The organism is Aggregatibacter sp. Marseille-P9115 (assembly GCF_920939465.1).
Taxonomy (GTDB): domain Bacteria; phylum Pseudomonadota; class Gammaproteobacteria; order Enterobacterales; family Pasteurellaceae; genus Aggregatibacter; species Aggregatibacter segnis_B.
Genome location: NZ_OV100759.1, coordinates 951,005 through 968,497, shown reverse-complemented (window position 1 = coordinate 968,497; position 17,493 = coordinate 951,005). Strand labels below are relative to the sequence as shown.

General features: G+C 42.7%; 21 protein-coding genes. 18 read left to right on the top strand and 3 right to left on the bottom strand.

What is annotated here, in order from left to right; translation table 11 throughout:
* Positions 1-3 precede the first annotated feature (3 nt).
* The 4 genes from rpsK to rplQ are packed head-to-tail and all read left to right on the top strand — an operon-like array spanning position 4 to position 2,492.
* Entirely contained in the window at positions 4-393 is a 390-nt protein-coding gene (rpsK, locus tag LQ983_RS04535; RefSeq protein WP_005701868.1) for a 30S ribosomal protein S11, read from the top strand.
* 29 nt (positions 394-422) lie between these two features.
* Complete coding sequence (rpsD, locus tag LQ983_RS04530; protein ID WP_048750159.1) at positions 423-1,043, top strand: 30S ribosomal protein S4; 621 nt, start codon at positions 423-425, stop codon at positions 1,041-1,043.
* A 28-nt stretch (positions 1,044-1,071) separates the two neighbouring features.
* Positions 1,072-2,061 (top strand): DNA-directed RNA polymerase subunit alpha, encoded by a 990-nt coding sequence (rpoA, locus tag LQ983_RS04525; RefSeq protein WP_111295505.1) that lies wholly within the window; start codon positions 1,072-1,074, stop codon positions 2,059-2,061.
* Between the two features lie 41 nt (positions 2,062-2,102).
* Complete coding sequence (gene rplQ / locus LQ983_RS04520; RefSeq protein ID WP_005715780.1) at positions 2,103-2,492, top strand: 50S ribosomal protein L17; 390 nt, start codon at positions 2,103-2,105, stop codon at positions 2,490-2,492.
* Between the two features lie 95 nt (positions 2,493-2,587).
* Here the strand turns inward: rplQ and LQ983_RS04515 are convergent, their stop codons facing one another.
* Entirely contained in the window at positions 2,588-3,349 is a 762-nt protein-coding gene (locus tag LQ983_RS04515; RefSeq protein WP_230621806.1) for a glycosyltransferase family 2 protein, read from the bottom strand.
* Positions 3,350-3,446: 97 nt separating this feature from the next.
* On the opposite strand from LQ983_RS04515, the gene waaA reads away from it, so the two are divergent.
* Positions 3,447-4,730 (top strand): lipid IV(A) 3-deoxy-D-manno-octulosonic acid transferase, encoded by a 1,284-nt coding sequence (waaA, locus tag LQ983_RS04510; protein WP_230621805.1) that lies wholly within the window; start codon positions 3,447-3,449, stop codon positions 4,728-4,730.
* Entirely contained in the window at positions 4,731-5,216 is a 486-nt protein-coding gene (gene coaD, locus LQ983_RS04505; protein WP_111295511.1) for a pantetheine-phosphate adenylyltransferase, read from the top strand.
* Between the two features lie 59 nt (positions 5,217-5,275).
* Here coaD and LQ983_RS04500 read toward each other — a convergent pair whose 3' ends face one another.
* Entirely contained in the window at positions 5,276-6,001 is a 726-nt protein-coding gene (locus tag LQ983_RS04500) for a 3-deoxy-D-manno-octulosonic acid kinase (RefSeq protein ID WP_230621804.1), read from the bottom strand.
* Positions 6,002-6,088: 87 nt separating this feature from the next.
* On the opposite strand from LQ983_RS04500, the gene LQ983_RS04495 reads away from it, so the two are divergent.
* On the top strand, positions 6,089-7,132 hold the full coding sequence (locus tag LQ983_RS04495; protein WP_230621803.1) for a glycosyltransferase family 9 protein: 1,044 nt from the start codon (positions 6,089-6,091) through the stop codon (positions 7,130-7,132).
* Positions 7,133-7,219: 87 nt separating this feature from the next.
* Here LQ983_RS04495 and LQ983_RS04490 read toward each other — a convergent pair whose 3' ends face one another.
* Positions 7,220-7,561: a carboxymuconolactone decarboxylase family protein gene (locus LQ983_RS04490; protein ID WP_032997740.1), complete on the bottom strand. Its 342-nt coding sequence runs from the start codon at positions 7,559-7,561 to the stop codon at positions 7,220-7,222.
* Positions 7,562-7,674: 113 nt separating this feature from the next.
* Here LQ983_RS04490 and LQ983_RS04485 point away from each other — a divergent pair, with 113 nt between their 5' ends.
* From LQ983_RS04485 to LQ983_RS04435, 11 genes are all read left to right on the top strand, one after another.
* On the top strand, positions 7,675-8,592 hold the full coding sequence (locus tag LQ983_RS04485) for a cupin domain-containing protein (RefSeq protein WP_230621802.1): 918 nt from the start codon (positions 7,675-7,677) through the stop codon (positions 8,590-8,592).
* Positions 8,593-8,681: 89 nt separating this feature from the next.
* Positions 8,682-10,526, top strand: a complete 1,845-nt coding sequence (locus LQ983_RS04480) for an ABC transporter ATP-binding protein (protein WP_230621801.1) — start codon at positions 8,682-8,684, stop codon at positions 10,524-10,526.
* 170 nt (positions 10,527-10,696) lie between these two features.
* On the top strand, positions 10,697-11,521 hold the full coding sequence (gene dapF / locus LQ983_RS04475; RefSeq protein ID WP_005715797.1) for a diaminopimelate epimerase: 825 nt from the start codon (positions 10,697-10,699) through the stop codon (positions 11,519-11,521).
* 16 nt (positions 11,522-11,537) lie between these two features.
* Positions 11,538-12,428 (top strand): tyrosine recombinase XerC, encoded by an 891-nt coding sequence (xerC, locus tag LQ983_RS04470; protein WP_230621800.1) that lies wholly within the window; start codon positions 11,538-11,540, stop codon positions 12,426-12,428.
* A 10-nt stretch (positions 12,429-12,438) separates the two neighbouring features.
* Positions 12,439-13,152, top strand: coding sequence for a 5-amino-6-(5-phospho-D-ribitylamino)uracil phosphatase YigB (gene yigB / locus LQ983_RS04465; RefSeq protein WP_230621799.1), 714 nt, complete (start codon positions 12,439-12,441; stop codon positions 13,150-13,152).
* Positions 13,153-13,353: 201 nt separating this feature from the next.
* The gene (locus tag LQ983_RS04460) at positions 13,354-13,770 is read left to right on the top strand and encodes a hypothetical protein (RefSeq protein ID WP_230621798.1); all 417 of its coding nucleotides are present in this window, start codon (positions 13,354-13,356) and stop codon (positions 13,768-13,770) included.
* Positions 13,771-13,776: 6 nt separating this feature from the next.
* Positions 13,777-14,520: a beta-ketoacyl synthase chain length factor gene (locus LQ983_RS04455; protein ID WP_230621797.1), complete on the top strand. Its 744-nt coding sequence runs from the start codon at positions 13,777-13,779 to the stop codon at positions 14,518-14,520.
* Positions 14,505-15,293, top strand: coding sequence for a 1-acyl-sn-glycerol-3-phosphate acyltransferase (locus LQ983_RS04450; protein WP_230621796.1), 789 nt, complete (start codon positions 14,505-14,507; stop codon positions 15,291-15,293). Before LQ983_RS04455 ends, LQ983_RS04450 begins: the two co-directional genes overlap by 16 nt.
* On the top strand, positions 15,271-15,534 hold the full coding sequence (locus tag LQ983_RS04445) for a phosphopantetheine-binding protein (protein WP_005715810.1): 264 nt from the start codon (positions 15,271-15,273) through the stop codon (positions 15,532-15,534). The genes LQ983_RS04450 and LQ983_RS04445 overlap by 23 nt, the downstream gene beginning before the upstream one ends.
* A gap of 1 nt (position 15,535) precedes the next feature.
* On the top strand, positions 15,536-15,787 hold the full coding sequence (locus LQ983_RS04440) for an acyl carrier protein (protein ID WP_005715813.1): 252 nt from the start codon (positions 15,536-15,538) through the stop codon (positions 15,785-15,787).
* A complete protein-coding gene (locus tag LQ983_RS04435) occupies positions 15,787-17,451 on the top strand; it encodes an AMP-binding protein (protein WP_255664555.1) in 1,665 nt (554 codons plus the stop codon). The genes LQ983_RS04440 and LQ983_RS04435 overlap by 1 nt, the downstream gene beginning before the upstream one ends.
* Positions 17,452-17,493 lie beyond the last annotated feature (42 nt).

The following is a 17,493-nucleotide window of genomic DNA, read 5'->3' as shown; positions in this document are numbered from 1 at the left end:
AAGATGGCAAAAACACCAGTTCGTGCACGTAAACGTGTAAAAAAACAAGTTGTAGATGGCGTTGCACACATTCACGCATCTTTCAATAACACAATCGTTACTATAACTGATCGTCAAGGTAATGCCCTCGCTTGGGCTACCGCAGGTGGTTCAGGTTTCCGTGGTTCTCGTAAATCCACCCCGTTTGCTGCACAGGTTGCTGCTGAACGTTGTGCTGAAGTTGTAAAAGAATTCGGCTTGAAAAACTTGGAAGTTATGGTAAAAGGACCTGGTCCTGGTCGTGAGTCAACTATTCGTGCATTAAATGCGGCAGGTTTCCGTATTACGAATATTACTGATGTGACTCCGATTCCTCATAACGGTTGTCGTCCACCGAAAAAACGTCGTGTTTAATGACGTTATAGGATAGTTGGAGAAAGAAAATGGCAAGATATTTGGGTCCTAAACTCAAGCTAAGCCGCCGTGAAGGTACTGATTTATTTCTTAAATCAGGCGTTCGTGCGATTGATTCAAAATGTAAAATTGATACTGCGCCAGGTCAACATGGTGCACGTAAGCCACGTTTATCTGACTATGGTAGTCAGTTACGTGAGAAACAAAAAGTTCGCCGTATGTACGGTATTTTAGAACGTCAATTCCGTAATTACTACAAAGAAGCAAATCGATTAAAGGGTAATACAGGTGAAAATCTATTAGTATTACTTGAGGGTCGATTGGATAATGTAGTTTATCGTATGGGATTTGCAGCAACTCGTGCTGAAGCTCGCCAGTTAGTGAGTCATAAAGCTATTGTTGTTAATGGTCGTGTGGTAAACATCCCATCTTTCCAAGTTTCAGTTGATGATGTGATCGCTGTTCGTGAAAAATCTAAAAAACAAGCACGTATTAAAGCATCATTAGAATTAGCAGAACAGAAAGAAAAACCAACTTGGTTAGAAGTTGATGCTGCTAAAATGGAAGGTGTATTCAAACGTGTTCCTGAGCGTTCTGATTTATCAGCAGACATTAATGAACATCTGATCGTTGAGCTTTATTCTAAATAATAGAGCTTAGAAGCAAAGAGAGGATAAAATGCAGGGTTCTGTTACAGAATTTTTAAAACCACGTTTAGTTGACATTGAGCAAATTAGCTCAACTCAGGCTAAGGTGATCTTAGAGCCTTTAGAGCGTGGTTTCGGTCATACTCTAGGAAATGCATTACGTCGAATTCTTTTATCTTCAATGCCAGGTTGTGCTGTTACTGAAGTAGAGATTGATGGTGTACTGCATGAATATAGTAGTAAAGAAGGTGTACAAGAAGATATTATCGAAGTGCTGTTAAACTTAAAAGGTTTAGCTGTAAAGGTACAAAATAAAGATGATGTTCTTTTGACACTTAGTAAGTCTGGAATTGGCCCTGTTGTTGCTGCAGACATCACCCATGATGGTGATGTTGAAATTGTAAATCCTGAACATGTCATTTGCCATTTAACAGATGAGAATGCGTCAATTAATATGCGCATTCGTGTCCAGCGTGGTAGAGGATATGTCCCAGCATCTGCTCGTACTCAGAATCAAGATGAGGACCGTCCAATTGGACGTTTATTAGTAGATGCTTGTTATAGCCCAATTGACCGTATTGCTTATAATGTTGAGGCAGCACGTGTTGAACAACGAACTGATTTAGATAAATTGGTTATTGAGCTAGAAACAAATGGTACTATTGATCCTGAGGATGCGATTCGTCGTGCAGCAACAATTTTAGCAGAACAGCTTGATGCATTCGTTGATTTGCGTGATGTTCGTCAGCCTGAAGTTAAGGAAGAGAAGCCAGAATTCGATCCAATTCTGCTTCGTCCTGTTGATGACTTAGAGTTGACAGTTCGTTCTGCTAACTGTTTGAAAGCAGAAACAATTCACTATATCGGTGATTTAGTTCAACGTACAGAAGTTGAGTTGTTAAAAACTCCTAATTTGGGTAAAAAATCACTTACTGAAATTAAGGATGTACTCGCTTCAAGAGGCTTATCACTAGGTATGCGCCTTGAAAATTGGCCACCAGCAAGTATTGCTGAAGACTAGTTTGGTCGTAGGTTAAAGATTTTTCTGAGAAGGATAAGGTTATGCGCCATCGTAAGAGTGGTCGTCAACTAAACCGTAATAGCAGTCATCGTCAAGCGATGTTCCGTAATATGGCAAGTTCTTTAATTGGTCATGAGATCATTAAAACAACTTTGCCTAAAGCAAAAGAATTACGTCGAGTAGTTGAGCCGTTAATTACTTTAGCAAAAGTAGATTCTGTGGCAAATCGCCGCTTAGCTTTTGCTCGTACACGCAATATTGAAACTGTTGCAAAATTATTTAATGAATTAGGTCCACGTTTTGCTCAGCGTGCAGGTGGTTACACCCGCATTCTTAAATGTGGTTTCCGTGCAGGCGATAATGCACCAATGGCTTACATTGAGTTAGTTGATCGTCCGGAAGTTTCTACTGAAGAAGCTGTAGCGGAATAAGATTTTAATTTATTAACTAAAAAGGTCGAATGGTAACATTCGACCTTTTTTATTTTTAAAGAGTTATAGACTTAAAATATCGTAATATATCACTCTTATTTAGTTCTCTTTCTAACCCATAAATCTGCGTATTTTACAAAAGTAGAGTGTGCGGAAAGAATTGCTAGTAATAATCCTGCCTTGCCATCCAAGAAACCTAATCGAATAAAATACATTTTTACAAAACAACCAATAGCATGGGTTATGCCTTGCCATAAGGTGGCTTTTTTACCCGCTTTTTCTCGTTGCTCTGCCCATGCTTTGGCATAGCCGGCAGATTTGACTAAGTAATGATGAATATCTTGATAAGTGTAATGAAGCAAATCGCCATTTAATTTTTGAATCTTCGCATTAGTAGGCAATTCGACTTTTTCATGCACTAATTGATCGCCATAGTGGGCGAAATCTGTGCGGTACAGACGAATGACATAATCGGGATACCAGCCGGAGTAGCGAATTTGGCTACCGAACACTTCGCTTAAACGCGGGATTTTGTATGCTGTATTTGGTGCATCTTGTGCTATTGCATTTTGAATGGATTGTCGTAATTCTGGTGTGACTCGTTCGTCTGCGTCTAACCATAGTACATAATCACTGGTGACATGTTGTTGAGCCAATTGGCGTTGTTTACCAAAGCCAGGCCAATCAATATTCTGGTAAAATTTTGCACCGTATTGTTCGGCGATGCGTTGCGTATCGTCTGTACTGCCGGAGTCTAAAATGATGATTTCGTCTACCCAATCTTTCACTGTATCTAAACAAGATGCGAGGTGATGTGCCTCATTTTTGACAATCATTGCAACACTGATAGTAGGCATGTTTTTATCCTTTGTGAATCTGTTGCAAACGCTTATACTAAGCGTTTGTTTATCATTATTAATTTTCGCAATTCTAACATAAGCCAGCGTATTTTCTATGTTACGTTTTTTTTATACCTGTGTAATGTATCTTGCCCAGCCATTTTTGTGGTTGTCACTGCTGGCTGGTAGTATGAAAGCATCTCGTTCCCGTAAACGTTTGGGGGAACGTTATGGTTTGTATTGTAAGCTGTCCTCACCCAAACCTAACGGCGTGCTTATTCATGCTGCTTCTGTAGGGGAAGTCATCGCTGCCGTGCCCCTGATTAAGCGTATTCAACAGGATTATCCGCATTTGCCGATTACCGTCACCACCATGACACCTACCGGTTCTGATCGCGTTAAAGCGGTTTTTGGAGAAAGTGTTACTCACGTTTATTTGCCTTATGATTTACCTGATGCCGTTGCACGCTTTATTGGTTTTGTGCAGCCAAGTTTAGTCGTGGTGATTGAAACGGAACTTTGGTTTAACCTGATTCATCAACTGGCGAAAAAACAAATTCCATTTGTTATTGTGAATGCTCGCTTATCAGCACGTTCTACCAAGCGTTATGGTTGGTTTAAAAAGGCATTAAAACCGCTTTTAGAGAATATTACTTTAATTGCTCCGCAAGATGAGGTGAGTTTATCGCGTTACGCCCAATTAGGGATCGCACCGGAACGCCTAAAATTGACCGGTAACATTAAATACGATTTAAATTTAACAGCCGATTTATTGGCTAACATTTCGGCATTAAAAACCCAATGGAGTACTTCTCGCCCTATTTGGATTGCGGCGAGTACCCATGAAGGCGAGGATGAAATCATCTTAAAAAGCCACCGCACTTTACTGCAGCGTTTTCCCGATTTATTACTGATTTTAGTCCCTCGTCATCCTGAGCGTTTTAATTCCGTTGCACAGCTTATTGAACAACAAGGTTTTAATTATATACGTCGTAGCGGTTATTTGATTCCACAGGCAGAAACCCAAGTATTGCTCGGTGATAGTATGGGAGAGCTGATGTTGCTATATGGCCTAGCAAATGTCGCCTTGGTAGGCGGTAGTTTGGTGGCTCATGGTGGACATAATCCGTTGGAGCCGTTAGCGTTTAAATTGCCAGTAATTAGTGGTAAACATACCTTTAATTTTCCTGAAATCTTTACTAAGTTGGAACAACGTCAAGGCGTGTTAATGACAGAAGAAAATCCTCAAGCCGTGGCAGAAGCTGTCGCACAGTTTTTAGAATCACCGACGCTTAGCCAACGTTATGGTAATGCGGGTTATGCAGTATTAAATGAAAATCGCGGTGCGTTGCAACGAGTGATGGATTTGTTAAAACCTTATTTGAATGAGGCAAACTAAATGACAACGGTAATTTATCCCGGTACTTTTGACCCCTTAACCAATGGGCATTTAAATATTATTGAGCGAAGTGCGGTGCTTTTTTCTCACGTTTTGGTGGCCGTAGCCGAAAGCCCAAGTAAGAAACCGTTATTCAATTTGGCGGAGCGGGTAGAGTTGGTACGTCAATCAACAGCGCATTTGCCAAATGTGGAAGTGATTGGGTTTAATAATTTATTGGCGGACACCATTGCTGAATATCATGTCAAAGCGATTATTCGCGGTGTGCGCAGTACGACAGATTTTGAATATGAAGTTCAGTTAGCCCATCTTAACCGTTTGTTGACGCATGGTGTTGAGAGCCTATTTTTCCCACCGGTCGAGCAATGGTCTTATGTGTCTTCTACGATGATTCGTGAGATTTATCTTCATAACGGCGACATGAGCCAACTTGTTCCGCCGGCCGTGTTAAAGGCGTTGCAGCATAAACGAGAGTTAGGTGCATAGGCATCTGTAACTTACTATGTCACTAGTGCATGCGTTTTGCCGGCACTAGCCTTTTCTCCTTAGCTTGAATATCCCTCGAGTAAATCCCGCCAATTCTGCTCATTAAACTGAATATGCATTCGTTCCACTTCTTTAGTAAAAGAACGATGTAATCGTTGTAAGTTTGCGTCTTTCCAAAAACTTCCGGATTTTTCACCGCACTTATCGAAGTCGATGAGCCAGAATTGGTTGTCGCTTTCGTTTTGTTGAAACAGAATATTGTGGGCGTTCAGGTCCGTGTGGCAGATTTGCAAATCGTGTAAGCGGCGAATAAGTCCGCCGATTTGTTGCCATTGTTTTGGTTCAAGGGCGTGATGTTGTAAAAGTGCGGTCAGATCTTGGGCGTTTTCTACTTTTTCACTTAATAAATCGGCTTGATAACAAATGCCTAAATTCCCCTTATGCACCCGAGCCCCAATCGGTTTCGGCACCGGTAAACCAGCTTGATGTAATTGATTGAGTAGGTTGAATTCCGCCATGCCGCGAGTATGGTTCAAATCGTTGAAGCGATAACGATCTTTGTTGATTTTTCCCCACAAGCCACCACGATAATAATGTCGTAATGCCGTATTTACGCCAAATAAATCTGCAGTTTCGAGAAACCACGTAGTACCACGCCCTTTGGCGGAGCCGATAATGCGATTGTGTTGTTGCCAAAATGTTGGATTAAAAAACAGATCTTGGTTTGCTAGCGGTTGATCAAAATTAAAGAGAAAAAAGTCGTTTTTGAGTTGAAATTCAAGCATTTTAAGTGATGAAAATGAGATAGCGGATAGGCGCATTCTACTTTAAAATAAGCCGATTCCCAAGTTTAACTGAGATAACAAATCCCCATGGCACTTTTCTCCCAAGCACCTCAATCTCTCTGCATTCTACGTTTATCCGCTATCGGTGACGTTTGTCATGCGTTAGCGGCAGTACAACATATTCAACGTCATTGGCCGAACACCCAAATTACGTGGATTATTGGTAAAACTGAAGCTCAGTTATTTCGTCATGTATCGGGCATTGAATTTATTGTGTACGATAAAAAGAGCGGTTGGCGTGGCGTGTGGGATTTATGGCGGCAATTGAAACATCGTCGATTTGATGCACTTTTGAATATGCAAACAGCCTTTCGAGCCTCCATTTTATCTCTCGGAATCCATGCGAAATACCGTATTGGTTTCGGTAAGCAACGGGCACGAGAAGGGCAGTGGTTGTTTACGCATCAACGAATTTATGATCCTGCTAAGCCGCATGTATTAGACGGATTTATGGCATTTGCCGACTATCTTGGTGTCCCCTCGTCTCAACCTCAGTGGGATTTACCGGTGACGGAGGCGGATTTAACAGCCGTGCGAGAATATCTTGATCCACATCGCAAAAATCTGCTGATTTCACCTTGTTCCAGCAAAAAAGAAAAAGACTGGCTGGTGGAACGTTATGCTGCAGTGGCAAATTGGGCACATCAACATGATATCAATGTGATTTTATGCAGCTCACCCGCGCCACGTGAATTGGCGATGATTGAGGAAATAAAAAACGTATGCAATTTTGAGTCTGTAGATGTAGCTGGTAAGTTGTCTTTAACTCAACTTACCGCATTAATTCGTGAAGTAGATTTAGTGATTTCACCGGATTCCGGTCCGGCGCATATTGCTACAACACAAGGGACGCCCGTTATCGGACTGTATGCCTACCATAATCCGCTCCGCACCGGACCTTACAACAATTTAGATAATGTGGTTTCCGTGTATGAACAAAATGCACAAAAAGAATACGGCAAACCTTCAGCGCAATTACCCTGGGCAACCAAGTTAAAAGGGCAAAATTTAATGGCGGAAATTGAAGTGGAAGAGGTGGTTAAACAAATGGAAGTCCTTCTCTTGCCGTAAAAGTGCGGTGGTTTTTCATCCTGTTTTTTATAAAAAAATCGGCACCTATAAAAGGTGCCGATGATATAAAGTTCCTAATAAATGAAGTTAGTCTTTCTGCGTATTATAGGCTTCTAATGCACGCAAAGAATAGGTGTAAGCTGCGCCGGCATTGAGCGCGATTGACATCGCTAAGGCTGCTGCCACTTCTTCTTCCGTTGCGCCGGCTTTTACCGCTTCGGCTGCGTGTACGCCGATACAGCTTTCACAACGGGTGGTGACCGCAACCGCAAGCGCAATTAATTCACGGGTTTTGGCATCTAATACGTCGCCTTCTGCCGCCGCTGCGCTTAGTGCGCCGTAGGCTTGTAACATTTTCGGGTGTTTTTTACCTAATTCGCCGAATGATTTTTTTACATGGGCAACATCATTTTTCCAATCTGCAAACATCTTGTTCTCCTTAAATATGTTTAAAATGTGTTCTTAATTTCGGAACAAATTATAGGCAAATTCTTGTATCATACTTGCCAATTCGTCTTAACTTTTATACTTAAAATCTCATTATGGATTGTTTAGATAAACTTATTCAGTTAGCACAGGTCAGCGGAGAAGTGAACGTCCGTTGTTTATTTCAGGGTGATTGGCAGGTGCAGCAGGACGTTGCTGAAAATCAATATGTCGGCATTTTTCATTTGATTGAGCAAGGAAGTTGCTGGTTGAGTTTGGAAAATCAACAGATTCACTTACAAGCGGGCGATGTCTTTTTTCTTCCGCAAAATCGACCGCACTTGATCGCCAGTCAAACGCAACAGGCGGCAATGAAAACAGCGCCAATGCTGGCAACACCACAAGAAAACCAGACGGATTTATTTAAGGTTTATCATATTGGGCGGAATTCCCCGAATTTGAAAATGTTTTGCGGCATGTTGTATTACAGTCGCCCGTCGTTGTTAATAGAGGCGTTGCCTACATATTTGCATTTGTCTTTGCATGATACGCCGTTGTTGGCACTGATTCAGGTGCTACAACAGGAGGCGGACAAAACGCAAAGTGGGGCGAAATCGTTGATTGATTCACTGGTCACGGTGCTGTTTATTTATATTTTGCGCCACGGATTGCAATCAACTCAGTTAAATCAAGGGGTGTTGGCGGGGTTGCAAGATAAACGCTTGAGTCATGTGCTGACACAGTTATTAAGTGCACCGCAACAAGCATGGAATATGGATTCTTTGGCAGAGCTGGCGGCAATGTCGCGGGCGAATTTTATGCGGGTGTTTCAGCAAAAAATCGGCATGACACCGGGTAAATTTTTAACTCAGCTTCGTCTTCAACAAGCCGCGTTATTATTAAACCAAAGCCAGAAAAGTGTATTGGCGGTGGCGTTGGACGTGGGCTATCAATCGGAAGCGCATTTTAGTAAAGCTTTTAAAAGTGCTTACGGTATGAGTCCAAGCCAATACCGTAAACGTGTCTCACTTTAGTATGGGTTGAAGACAATTTAGGCTATAATATGCCGCAATTTGTGGGCAACCTCGAATAAGGTTGCCCTTTGTTTTTAAGGAAAGAAGATATGTTAAATAAAATTTTTAGTTGGTTTGAGAATCGCTTGAACCCCTATCCCGACCAATCGCCGAAAACACCGGATAAAGGATTATTCCGCTTTATTTGGTCAAGTATCGACGGTATGAAAGGCTGGATTTTACTGTTAGCGGTACTGACGATTGGCAACGGCGTGATGGAGGCCATGTTGTTCCAATTTATGGGCTTGTTGGTGGATTGGTTGGGAGCTTATACACCGACAACCTTATGGCAGGAAAAAGGTCATTTACTCATGGGAATGGGCGGCTTGTTAGTCTTCAGCATCGTTTGGTTGTTTTTAGCTTCCTCCGTGCGTCTGCAAACCTTACAAGGCGTGTTTCCGATGCGCCTGCGTTGGAATTTCCATCGTCTGATGTTGGGGCAAAGTTTAAGTTTTTACCAAGACGAATTTGCCGGCAGGGTGTCTGCCAAAGTCATGCAGACGGCTTTAGCGGTGCGTGATACGGTGCTGACGATCGCTGATATGTTGGTTTATGTGGTGGTGTATTTTGTAACCTCAGGCTTAGTATTGGCATCATTAGATAGTTGGTTCCTCGTGCCTTTCTTTGTTTGGATTGTGCTGTTTATCACCATTTTGCGTTTGTTAATTCCCCGTCTTTCCAAAACGGCGCAACGTCAGGCTGATGCCCGTTCATTAATGACGGGGCGAATCACCGATGCCTATTCCAATATTGCCACCGTAAAATTGTTTTCTCATGGTGCTCGTGAAGCAGGTTACGCCAAACGCTCCATGGAAGAATTTATGGTGACGGTGCACGCCCAAATGCGTTTAGCGACATCGTTGGACAGCTTAACCTACATCAATAATATCGTGCTGATTTTAAGTACGGCAATCATTGGTGTTCTGCTATGGCAACAAGGGCTGGTCGGTGTCGGTGCTATTGCCACGTCCACCGCAATGGCGTTGCGTGTTCACGGCTTGTCCCGTTGGATTATGTGGGAATCGGCACGTTTGTTTGAAAATATCGGCACGGTAAATGACGGCATGAATACGCTGACTAAACCGCAAACCATTTTGGATAAACCAAATTGCCCACCGTTAAATGTCACGCGCGGCGAGATTAAATTTAACGACCTAAGTTTTGCCTATGATCCGGCAAAACCTTTGTTGAGCCATTTTAATTTAACCATTAAACCGGGTGAAAAAGTGGGGTTGATTGGGCGCTCCGGCGCGGGCAAATCCACGATTGTGAATTTGCTGTTACGCTTTTATGAAGCGCAGCAAGGCACTATCACCATTGACGGGCAAAATATCATGGACGTGCAACAGGAAAGCCTGCGCAGTCAAATCGGATTGGTGACGCAAGATACGTCGTTATTGCACCGTTCCGTGCGTGATAACATCGTGTACGGCAGACCGAGTGCCACCGAGCAGGAAATGTTTGATGCGGCTGAACGTGCCGAAGCGGCGGATTTTATTCCATTTTTAAGCGATGCGCAGGGACGCAAAGGGTATGATGCCCATGTTGGCGAACGTGGTGTGAAACTCTCCGGCGGACAACGCCAGCGTATCGCCATCGCCCGCGTGATGTTAAAAGATGCGCCGATTTTGTTATTGGACGAAGCCACCAGTGCGCTGGATTCCGAAGTGGAAGCGGCGATCCAAGAAAGTTTGGATAAAATGATGGAAAATAAAACGGTTATCGCCATCGCGCACCGTTTATCCACGATTGCCGCGATGGATCGTCTGATTGTGTTGGATCACGGACAAATCGTGGAACAAGGTACCCATGTCGAATTGCTCGCACAAAACGGTCTCTACGCCAAATTATGGCAGCACCAAAGCGGTGGCTTCTTGAGTGGGCACACAGATTAAAAACACCTTCTAAAACGACCGCACTTTTGCTTGGCAAAGTGCGGTTTCTTTTTACGGCGTTTTTTAGCCTTGTGTTCCTCGCATTTTTTTAGCGTAGAAGCAATAGATTTACTCAAAGGATAGGGCTGATTATAATGCTTGGCATGATTTAAACGATTTTAAGGATACACATGCAATTTTCTAAAATGCACGGGCTCGGCAATGATTTTATGGTGGTGGATGCGGTTACGCAGAACGTTTATTTTCCCGCCGACACCATTAAACGTTTAGCCGATCGTCATCGTGGCATTGGTTTTGATCAGCTGTTGGTGGTGGAACCGCCTTATGATCCTGAATTGGATTTTCATTATCGTATTTTTAATGCGGACGGCAGTGAAGTGGCGCAATGTGGTAATGGTGCCCGTTGCTTTGCCCGTTTTGTCACGCTTAAAGGTTTAACCAACAAAAAAGATATCGCCGTCAGTACACAAAACGGCAAAATGGTGTTAACCGTCAAAGAAGACGACAATGTGCGTGTGAACATGGGCGAACCCATTTGGGAGCCGAATAAAATTCCGTTTACCGCCAATAAATTCGAGAAAAATTATATTTTGCGCACGGAAATTCAAACGGTACTCTGTGGCGCAGTATCCATGGGTAATCCCCATTGTGTGGTACAGGTGGACGATATTCACACCGCCAACGTGGCGCAGCTCGGACCATTACTTGAAAACCATGAGCGTTTTCCGGAACGGGTGAATGCCGGTTTTATGCAAGTGGTGAACCGCAAACATATTAAATTACGCGTACATGAGCGAGGCGCGGGCGAAACCCAAGCCTGTGGCAGCGGTGCTTGTGCGGCGGTTGCTGTGGGCATTATGCAAGGCGTATTGGACAATGAAGTGCAGGTGGATTTGCCCGGCGGCAGTTTGCTGATTGAATGGCAAGGCGAAGGGCATCCGCTGTATATGACCGGTAGCGCCACCCACGTCTATGACGGCGTGATTTATCTCTAATTTTCGATCATCTGCAATGCAAAACGAACTGCAAAAATACCTGACTTACTTGTGCATTGAACGTCAAGTGAGCCCTCATACGCTGACCAACTATCAACATCAGTTGGTGCGTGTTATCGCCATTTTGCAGGACGCCGGAATTCAACAATGGCAACAAGTCACGCCAAGTATCGTGCGCTATGTGTTGGCACAAAGCAGTAAACAAGATGGCTTAAAAGAAAAAAGCTTGGCGTTACGCCTTTCTGCGTTGCGCCGCTTTTTGAGTTATTTGGTGTATCAAGGGCAGCTCAAGGTGAATCCGGCCGTGGGCGTTTCCGCGCCTAAGCAACCCAAACATTTACCCAAAAACATCGATAGGGATCAAATTCAGCTATTACTTGCCAACGACAGCAAAGAGCCCATTGATATCCGCGATCGCGCCATGATTGAATTGTTTTACAGCTCCGGTTTGCGTTTGTCGGAATTGCAAGGATTGAACTTAAACAGCATTAATCTTCGCGTGCGTGAAGTAAGGGTGATTGGTAAAGGGAACAAAGAGCGCATTGTGCCACTGGGACGTTATGCTTCCCACGCCATTCAACAATGGCTCAAAGTGCGGTTGTTATTTAACCCAAAAGACGATGCGTTATTTGTCAGTCAGTTGGGGAATCGCATGTCCACGCGCACGATTCAAATGCGCTTGGAACGCTGGGGAATTCGACAAGGGTTGAATAGCCATTTGAATCCGCACAAACTTCGCCACTCTTTTGCTACTCATATGTTGGAAGCCAGTTCGGATTTACGTGCGGTGCAAGAATTGCTCGGACATAGTCATTTATCAACAACGCAAATTTATACACACTTAAATTTTCAACATTTAGCAGACGTGTATGATGCGGCGCATCCGCGAGCCAAACGGAAAAAATAAGAGAAACGTCATGAAATTTTACCGCACTTTACAGCCTTTTCAGGTGATCAGTTTTGATTTGGATGACACCTTATACGATAACTCACAGGTGATGATTAAAGCGGAAAGTGAATTTTTGGCATTTTTACGCCAATATGACGGTGTTCAAGACGTGACGCAGGCGGAATGGGTGTTTTGGAAAGAAACGATTGGGCGTGAAAATCCTCTCCTACAAGAAAATGTTACCGCATGGCGAACGCAAAGTTTACAGGTGCTATTAGCAAAACGACAAAAAAGTGCGGTGGACATTTCCGCTATTTCTGAAAAAGCCATGTCGTATTTTTTACACTGGCGCCATCAAATCGACGTGCCGCCACAAAGTTTCGAGATTCTAAAACAACTCAAGCAACACTATAAACTTGTGGCGATAACTAACGGCAATGTAGAACCAGCACGTATTGGCTTTCACCACTTTGATTTAACATTACGCGGCGGTGAGCATGGCAGAGCTAAACCTCATGAGGATTTATTTCGGCAGACCACGCGTCATTTCAATATTTTGCCACACCAACTGTTGCATGTGGGCGACAATTTACAAACAGACGTGCAAGGTGCCATCCAAGCCGGCTGCCAAGCAGTTTGGTTAAACTTAACCCAAAAGCATATTCACCAATTCAGCGATGCTCGTCTGTTACCAACGGTAGAAATGTCGGATTTATCGGCATTGTTGTCGTTGCATTGTTAAAAGTGCGGTCATTTTTTACCGTGTTTTATAAAGACAAAGGCATAGTCAAACTATGCCTTTTTTATTTTATGAATGAATATTCTCGATTATTTGACGATATCGCCTTTCTTATTGTCTTGCGATTGCTTTAGTTAGGGAGGGTAGGTAGAATTGGTAGAATTTTAATTTTGATATTTTAAATTTTATTAAGTGGGTTATTTTATGAAAAAATTCTTGTTATGTGTCGGTTTTGCTGTTTTTTCTTTGACAGCTTGTTCCTCTGGTGTTACTGATTTGAAACCTGTTAGCGCAGGTCAGAATATTAAACATGTTTGCTTAAAAGGGAGCGTTAAAGCCGCACCGGATCATTTTATTGATGCGTTAACTCGTAGCTTAAAAAATAAAAATATTTCTGCGGAGTTAGTGAAAAATAAATCAACCTGTGCTCATATCTTATTTTTCAACGTGCGAGGCAACAGTAATATTATTGCCCGCGCAAAATTTGAATTAAAAACGATGGGAACAAAACAATCTTTGGGATCATTATCGTATAAACGTCGCGGTGATGAGAAAGAACGTGTTGATCAGGTTGGTTTACAAGGTCAAACGGATTTAATGATTAACCAACTCTTTCAATAAGCCATAATGACTAAGACCATTTGTCAGTTTTCTTGCAATATTTCAGCGTGGAACATTGTTTGTAATAAGACATTATCCGACCATGATTGGGCGCTAGGATATGCGCATTGGCAACAAAATAATGAAAGTTTTCCTGATTTTGTTCCTAAACTTGAGTTTTTAGCGCCATTAAAACGTCGCCGTTTAAGCGATTCCGCCCGTTTAATTTTTGAGGCAGCTTGGAATCTGGTTGAGGAGAAAACCAATTTACCGGTGGTTTATGCGTCAGCAAATAGTGAAATTAATCGCAATTTTAGTTTATGGCATGCCTTATTAACGGAAGGAGATGTTTCCCCAACCTCTTTCAGTTTGTCAGTACACAATGCATTAATCGGACAATGGTCTGAATTGCGTCAAGTGAAAGCCGAAACCACAGCGCTGGTTGCTAACAAAGACAATTTAGAAATTGCATTATTGGAAGCCTATCTCCTGTTACGGGAAGGTGAAAAGCAGGTTCTTGTGGTTGTCGCAGAATCACCTCTTGCCCTGGAATACAACGCTCATCCGGTTATGCGTCAGCCTTTTAGCTATGCGTTGGCATTGGTGGTGGAAGCCGGGGAACAATACCAATTAAGTCTTTCTAATAGCGCTTTTGAAATGGAACCTGTTTTGGATTCGGCCTTAGAATGGGTTAAAAATCAGCATTTAAACTGCACACAATGGCAAACGCCAAATAGTACGGGAGGCGTTTGGACATGGCAGAAAAACTAGACTGGTTTCGGCGATTTGTTGGGACGGCAATGGGTTTTTTCTTTTGGGGGATCGCAGGGGGCATGCTTCAATTAGTTTTATACCCTTATATGCTTACTAGTAAAAGCCATGCACTACAAAGCCAGCTAAAAACACGCCGTTTTGTTGGTCGGATTTGGAATTACTTTATTCGCTATTTATCTTTTGCTGGTTTGTTGCAAGTTAGTTATAAGGGGTTTGAAAAGCTTGGTCGTCCTGGACAATTAATACTGCCTAATCATCCTTCTTTACTGGATGTGGTATTAATTTTAAGTAAAGTGCCTACGCTCAACTGTATTGTTAAAAAAGATTTATTAAATAACCCTACCATGCGAAATCAGATATTAGCCTGTGGTTTTTTACCTAATACGGAGTCTGTCGAATTACTTGAACAAAGCGATGAGGTACTCAAAGAACAAGCCTTATTGCTTTTTGCAGAAGGAACGCGAACCGGTTGGGATGGGGTGGTTAACCTTAACCGAGGTGCGGTATCTATCGGTTTACGTAGTGCTAAAGTGATTACACCAGTCGTGATTCGAATGCTTCCATTAAATTTGAAAAAAGGTCAACCGTGGTATCAAATTCCGAAAACACGCATTCAATATGAGCTTATTGTTGGGGAGGATATCGACCCTCAAGACTGGCTACAAACCCAATCTTTACCAATGGCTTCTCGTCGATTGACTAAATATTTAGAAGATTATTTTAATTTACACACAAAGGACAACAAAAATGGAACTGGAACAGCAAATTAAACAATTAATTATTGATAGTTTGGCATTAGAAGATATTAGTGTTGAAGATATTGAAAATGACACCGCACTTTTTGGTGATGATGGTTTAGGGTTGGACTCTGTTGATGCGCTTGAACTGGGCTTGGCAGTGCAAAAAACATTTCATTTGCAACTGGATAGTGAACAAACCCAAGTACGTAATCACTTTGAAAGTGTAGCGACCTTGGCAAGTTTTATTCGTAGTCAAAAAGGTGAGGCGTAATATGACCGAACAAGAAATTCGAGATTTATTGACTGAGGCGCTTGAGTCTTTATTTGAAATCGAACCGGAAAGAATTAAGCCGGAAACCAATCTGTATGAAGATTTAGAAATTGATAGCATTGATGCGATTGATTTGATCGATCACATTAAACGTAAAACAGGCCACAAATTGCAAGCGGAAGATTTTCGTAATGTCCGTACCGTAGATGATGTGGTCAAAGCCGTACTAAAAATTAGTCAGAGCGTTCAATAATGCGTAAATATGCCCCAACTGATCTCATTGCACTCGACCCTGTATGGTGCTATTCAGATTTCGAACAAAAAGCGTATCAAATGTCCGCAGAATTTCAACGCCGTCAGATTCAAGCTGTTGCAGTGTGGTTGGAAGACGGTGCCAAATTGGCGTGTACACTTTTAGCCGCTTGGCATGCCAAAGTGCGGGTGCTTTTCCCGCCGAATGTTACGCAGGAAAGTGTAGCGTGGGTCAGTGCCCATGCAGATTTGTGGCTAACCGATGTGGAGATTCACTCTTCCTTGGCGGTGTGTTTTGATGATTTTGGTGCACAACAGTCTTGTCAAAAACACGCTGAAAATCGACCGCTCTTTGATTATGACAACCAAACGGAAATCTGGCTGAAAACCTCCGGCAGTACCGGTGAGGCAAAAACAATCATTAAAACCGCAGAGCAAATGTGGCTTGGTGCGGAAGTCTTGGCGGAAGCCTTGCCGTTTAAAGCAGAGAATAATGTGACGGCTATTAGTACGGTCAGTATTCAACATATTTATGGTTTAACCGTACACATCATGATGTCCTTGGTCAATGGCTGGCAAATTGGGCGTAAGCAACAATTTTATCCGGAATGTATGCTTGCTGAAGCACGGAATACCGAACAGACAGTGATCGTCAGTAGTCCTGCCATGCTAACCCGTATTGACTGGTTTAATACGACAATGCCGAAAAATATCGTTGGTGTGATTTCTTCCGGTGGTGCATTACCGGAAGAAACTTCAGAACAAATGCGCCATTTATTGCAGCAGCCTGTCATTGAAATTTATGGTAGCACGGAAACCGGCCCGATTGCGATTCGTGATGACATTTATTTGTGGCAAACCTTGCCGAATAGTCGTTTAGGCTGTAATGAAAATGGTGTGCTATGGATCGAGGGATGTTGGCTTTCGACACGTGAGCAAACGGCAGATGTGGTGGAGTTTCTTGATGGTGGATTCCGTTTATTAGGGCGCAGTGATCGTATCGTGAAAATCGGTGATAAACGTACTTCATTAGCCGGTATTGAAGCCAAGTTAAACCAACATGCTTGGGTTGAGGATTGCTATATTGCACAACATCCTGAACAACCTCGATTGGCTGCTTGGGTCGGCTTAAATGCACAAGGAATTGAAATTTTAAGAGAGAATGGTCGACGTCATTTGATTGACCAGCTTAAAGCCTATTTGGCTGAAACACAGGATAAGACGGCTATTCCGCGTTTTTGGCGTTTTACGGATAAATTGCCGCGCAATAGCCAATCTAAAATAAACAAACTGGAATTTAACCGCACTTGTATTGAGCCGCAGCGTGAACCGATTTGGTTAACCGAACAGCAAACTGAGCGTCATTACCAGGCAACCGGCAAAGTGCCATTGGATTTATTGTATCTTAAAGATCATTTTGCAAATTTCCCTTTAGTGCCGGGCGCAATTGAATTGCAATGGATTAGCGACAAGATTAAAGCGTTGGTGGCGCAGGATGTTGAATTTAGCCGTTTGGATAAATTGAAATTCCAAAAATTCTTACGTCCGAATGACCGTTTTTCTCTTGAATTAAACGTCGCCGAGAAACGGGATAAAGTCACTTTCCAACTGAAAGTAGAAAATGATATGTGCTGTAGCGGCGTCGCAGTGTTATCGTATCGTTAACCATGTTATCACTTGTTTGCCTCATAAATTGTGTTGCCTCTT

Bases quoted from the DNA above. Each gene is read 5' to 3' on its own strand.
- rpsK (WP_005701868.1), top strand. From the start codon at position 4: ATGGCAAAAACACCAGTTCGTGCACGTAAACGTGTAAAAAAACAAGTT.
- rpsD (WP_048750159.1), top strand. From the start codon at position 423: ATGGCAAGATATTTGGGTCCTAAACTCAAGCTAAGCCGCCGTGAAGGT.
- rpoA (WP_111295505.1), top strand. From the start codon at position 1,072: ATGCAGGGTTCTGTTACAGAATTTTTAAAACCACGTTTAGTTGACATT.
- rplQ (WP_005715780.1), top strand. From the start codon at position 2,103: ATGCGCCATCGTAAGAGTGGTCGTCAACTAAACCGTAATAGCAGTCAT.
- LQ983_RS04515 (WP_230621806.1), bottom strand. From the start codon at position 3,349: ATGCCTACTATCAGTGTTGCAATGATTGTCAAAAATGAGGCACATCAC.
- waaA (WP_230621805.1), top strand. From the start codon at position 3,447: ATGTTACGTTTTTTTTATACCTGTGTAATGTATCTTGCCCAGCCATTT.
- coaD (WP_111295511.1), top strand. From the start codon at position 4,731: ATGACAACGGTAATTTATCCCGGTACTTTTGACCCCTTAACCAATGGG.
- LQ983_RS04500 (WP_230621804.1), bottom strand. From the start codon at position 6,001: ATGCTTGAATTTCAACTCAAAAACGACTTTTTTCTCTTTAATTTTGAT.
- LQ983_RS04495 (WP_230621803.1), top strand. From the start codon at position 6,089: ATGGCACTTTTCTCCCAAGCACCTCAATCTCTCTGCATTCTACGTTTA.
- LQ983_RS04490 (WP_032997740.1), bottom strand. From the start codon at position 7,561: ATGTTTGCAGATTGGAAAAATGATGTTGCCCATGTAAAAAAATCATTC.
- LQ983_RS04485 (WP_230621802.1), top strand. From the start codon at position 7,675: ATGGATTGTTTAGATAAACTTATTCAGTTAGCACAGGTCAGCGGAGAA.
- LQ983_RS04480 (WP_230621801.1), top strand. From the start codon at position 8,682: ATGTTAAATAAAATTTTTAGTTGGTTTGAGAATCGCTTGAACCCCTAT.
- dapF (WP_005715797.1), top strand. From the start codon at position 10,697: ATGCAATTTTCTAAAATGCACGGGCTCGGCAATGATTTTATGGTGGTG.
- xerC (WP_230621800.1), top strand. From the start codon at position 11,538: ATGCAAAACGAACTGCAAAAATACCTGACTTACTTGTGCATTGAACGT.
- yigB (WP_230621799.1), top strand. From the start codon at position 12,439: ATGAAATTTTACCGCACTTTACAGCCTTTTCAGGTGATCAGTTTTGAT.
- LQ983_RS04460 (WP_230621798.1), top strand. From the start codon at position 13,354: ATGAAAAAATTCTTGTTATGTGTCGGTTTTGCTGTTTTTTCTTTGACA.
- LQ983_RS04455 (WP_230621797.1), top strand. From the start codon at position 13,777: ATGACTAAGACCATTTGTCAGTTTTCTTGCAATATTTCAGCGTGGAAC.
- LQ983_RS04450 (WP_230621796.1), top strand. From the start codon at position 14,505: ATGGCAGAAAAACTAGACTGGTTTCGGCGATTTGTTGGGACGGCAATG.
- LQ983_RS04445 (WP_005715810.1), top strand. From the start codon at position 15,271: ATGGAACTGGAACAGCAAATTAAACAATTAATTATTGATAGTTTGGCA.
- LQ983_RS04440 (WP_005715813.1), top strand. From the start codon at position 15,536: ATGACCGAACAAGAAATTCGAGATTTATTGACTGAGGCGCTTGAGTCT.
- LQ983_RS04435 (WP_255664555.1), top strand. From the start codon at position 15,787: ATGCGTAAATATGCCCCAACTGATCTCATTGCACTCGACCCTGTATGG.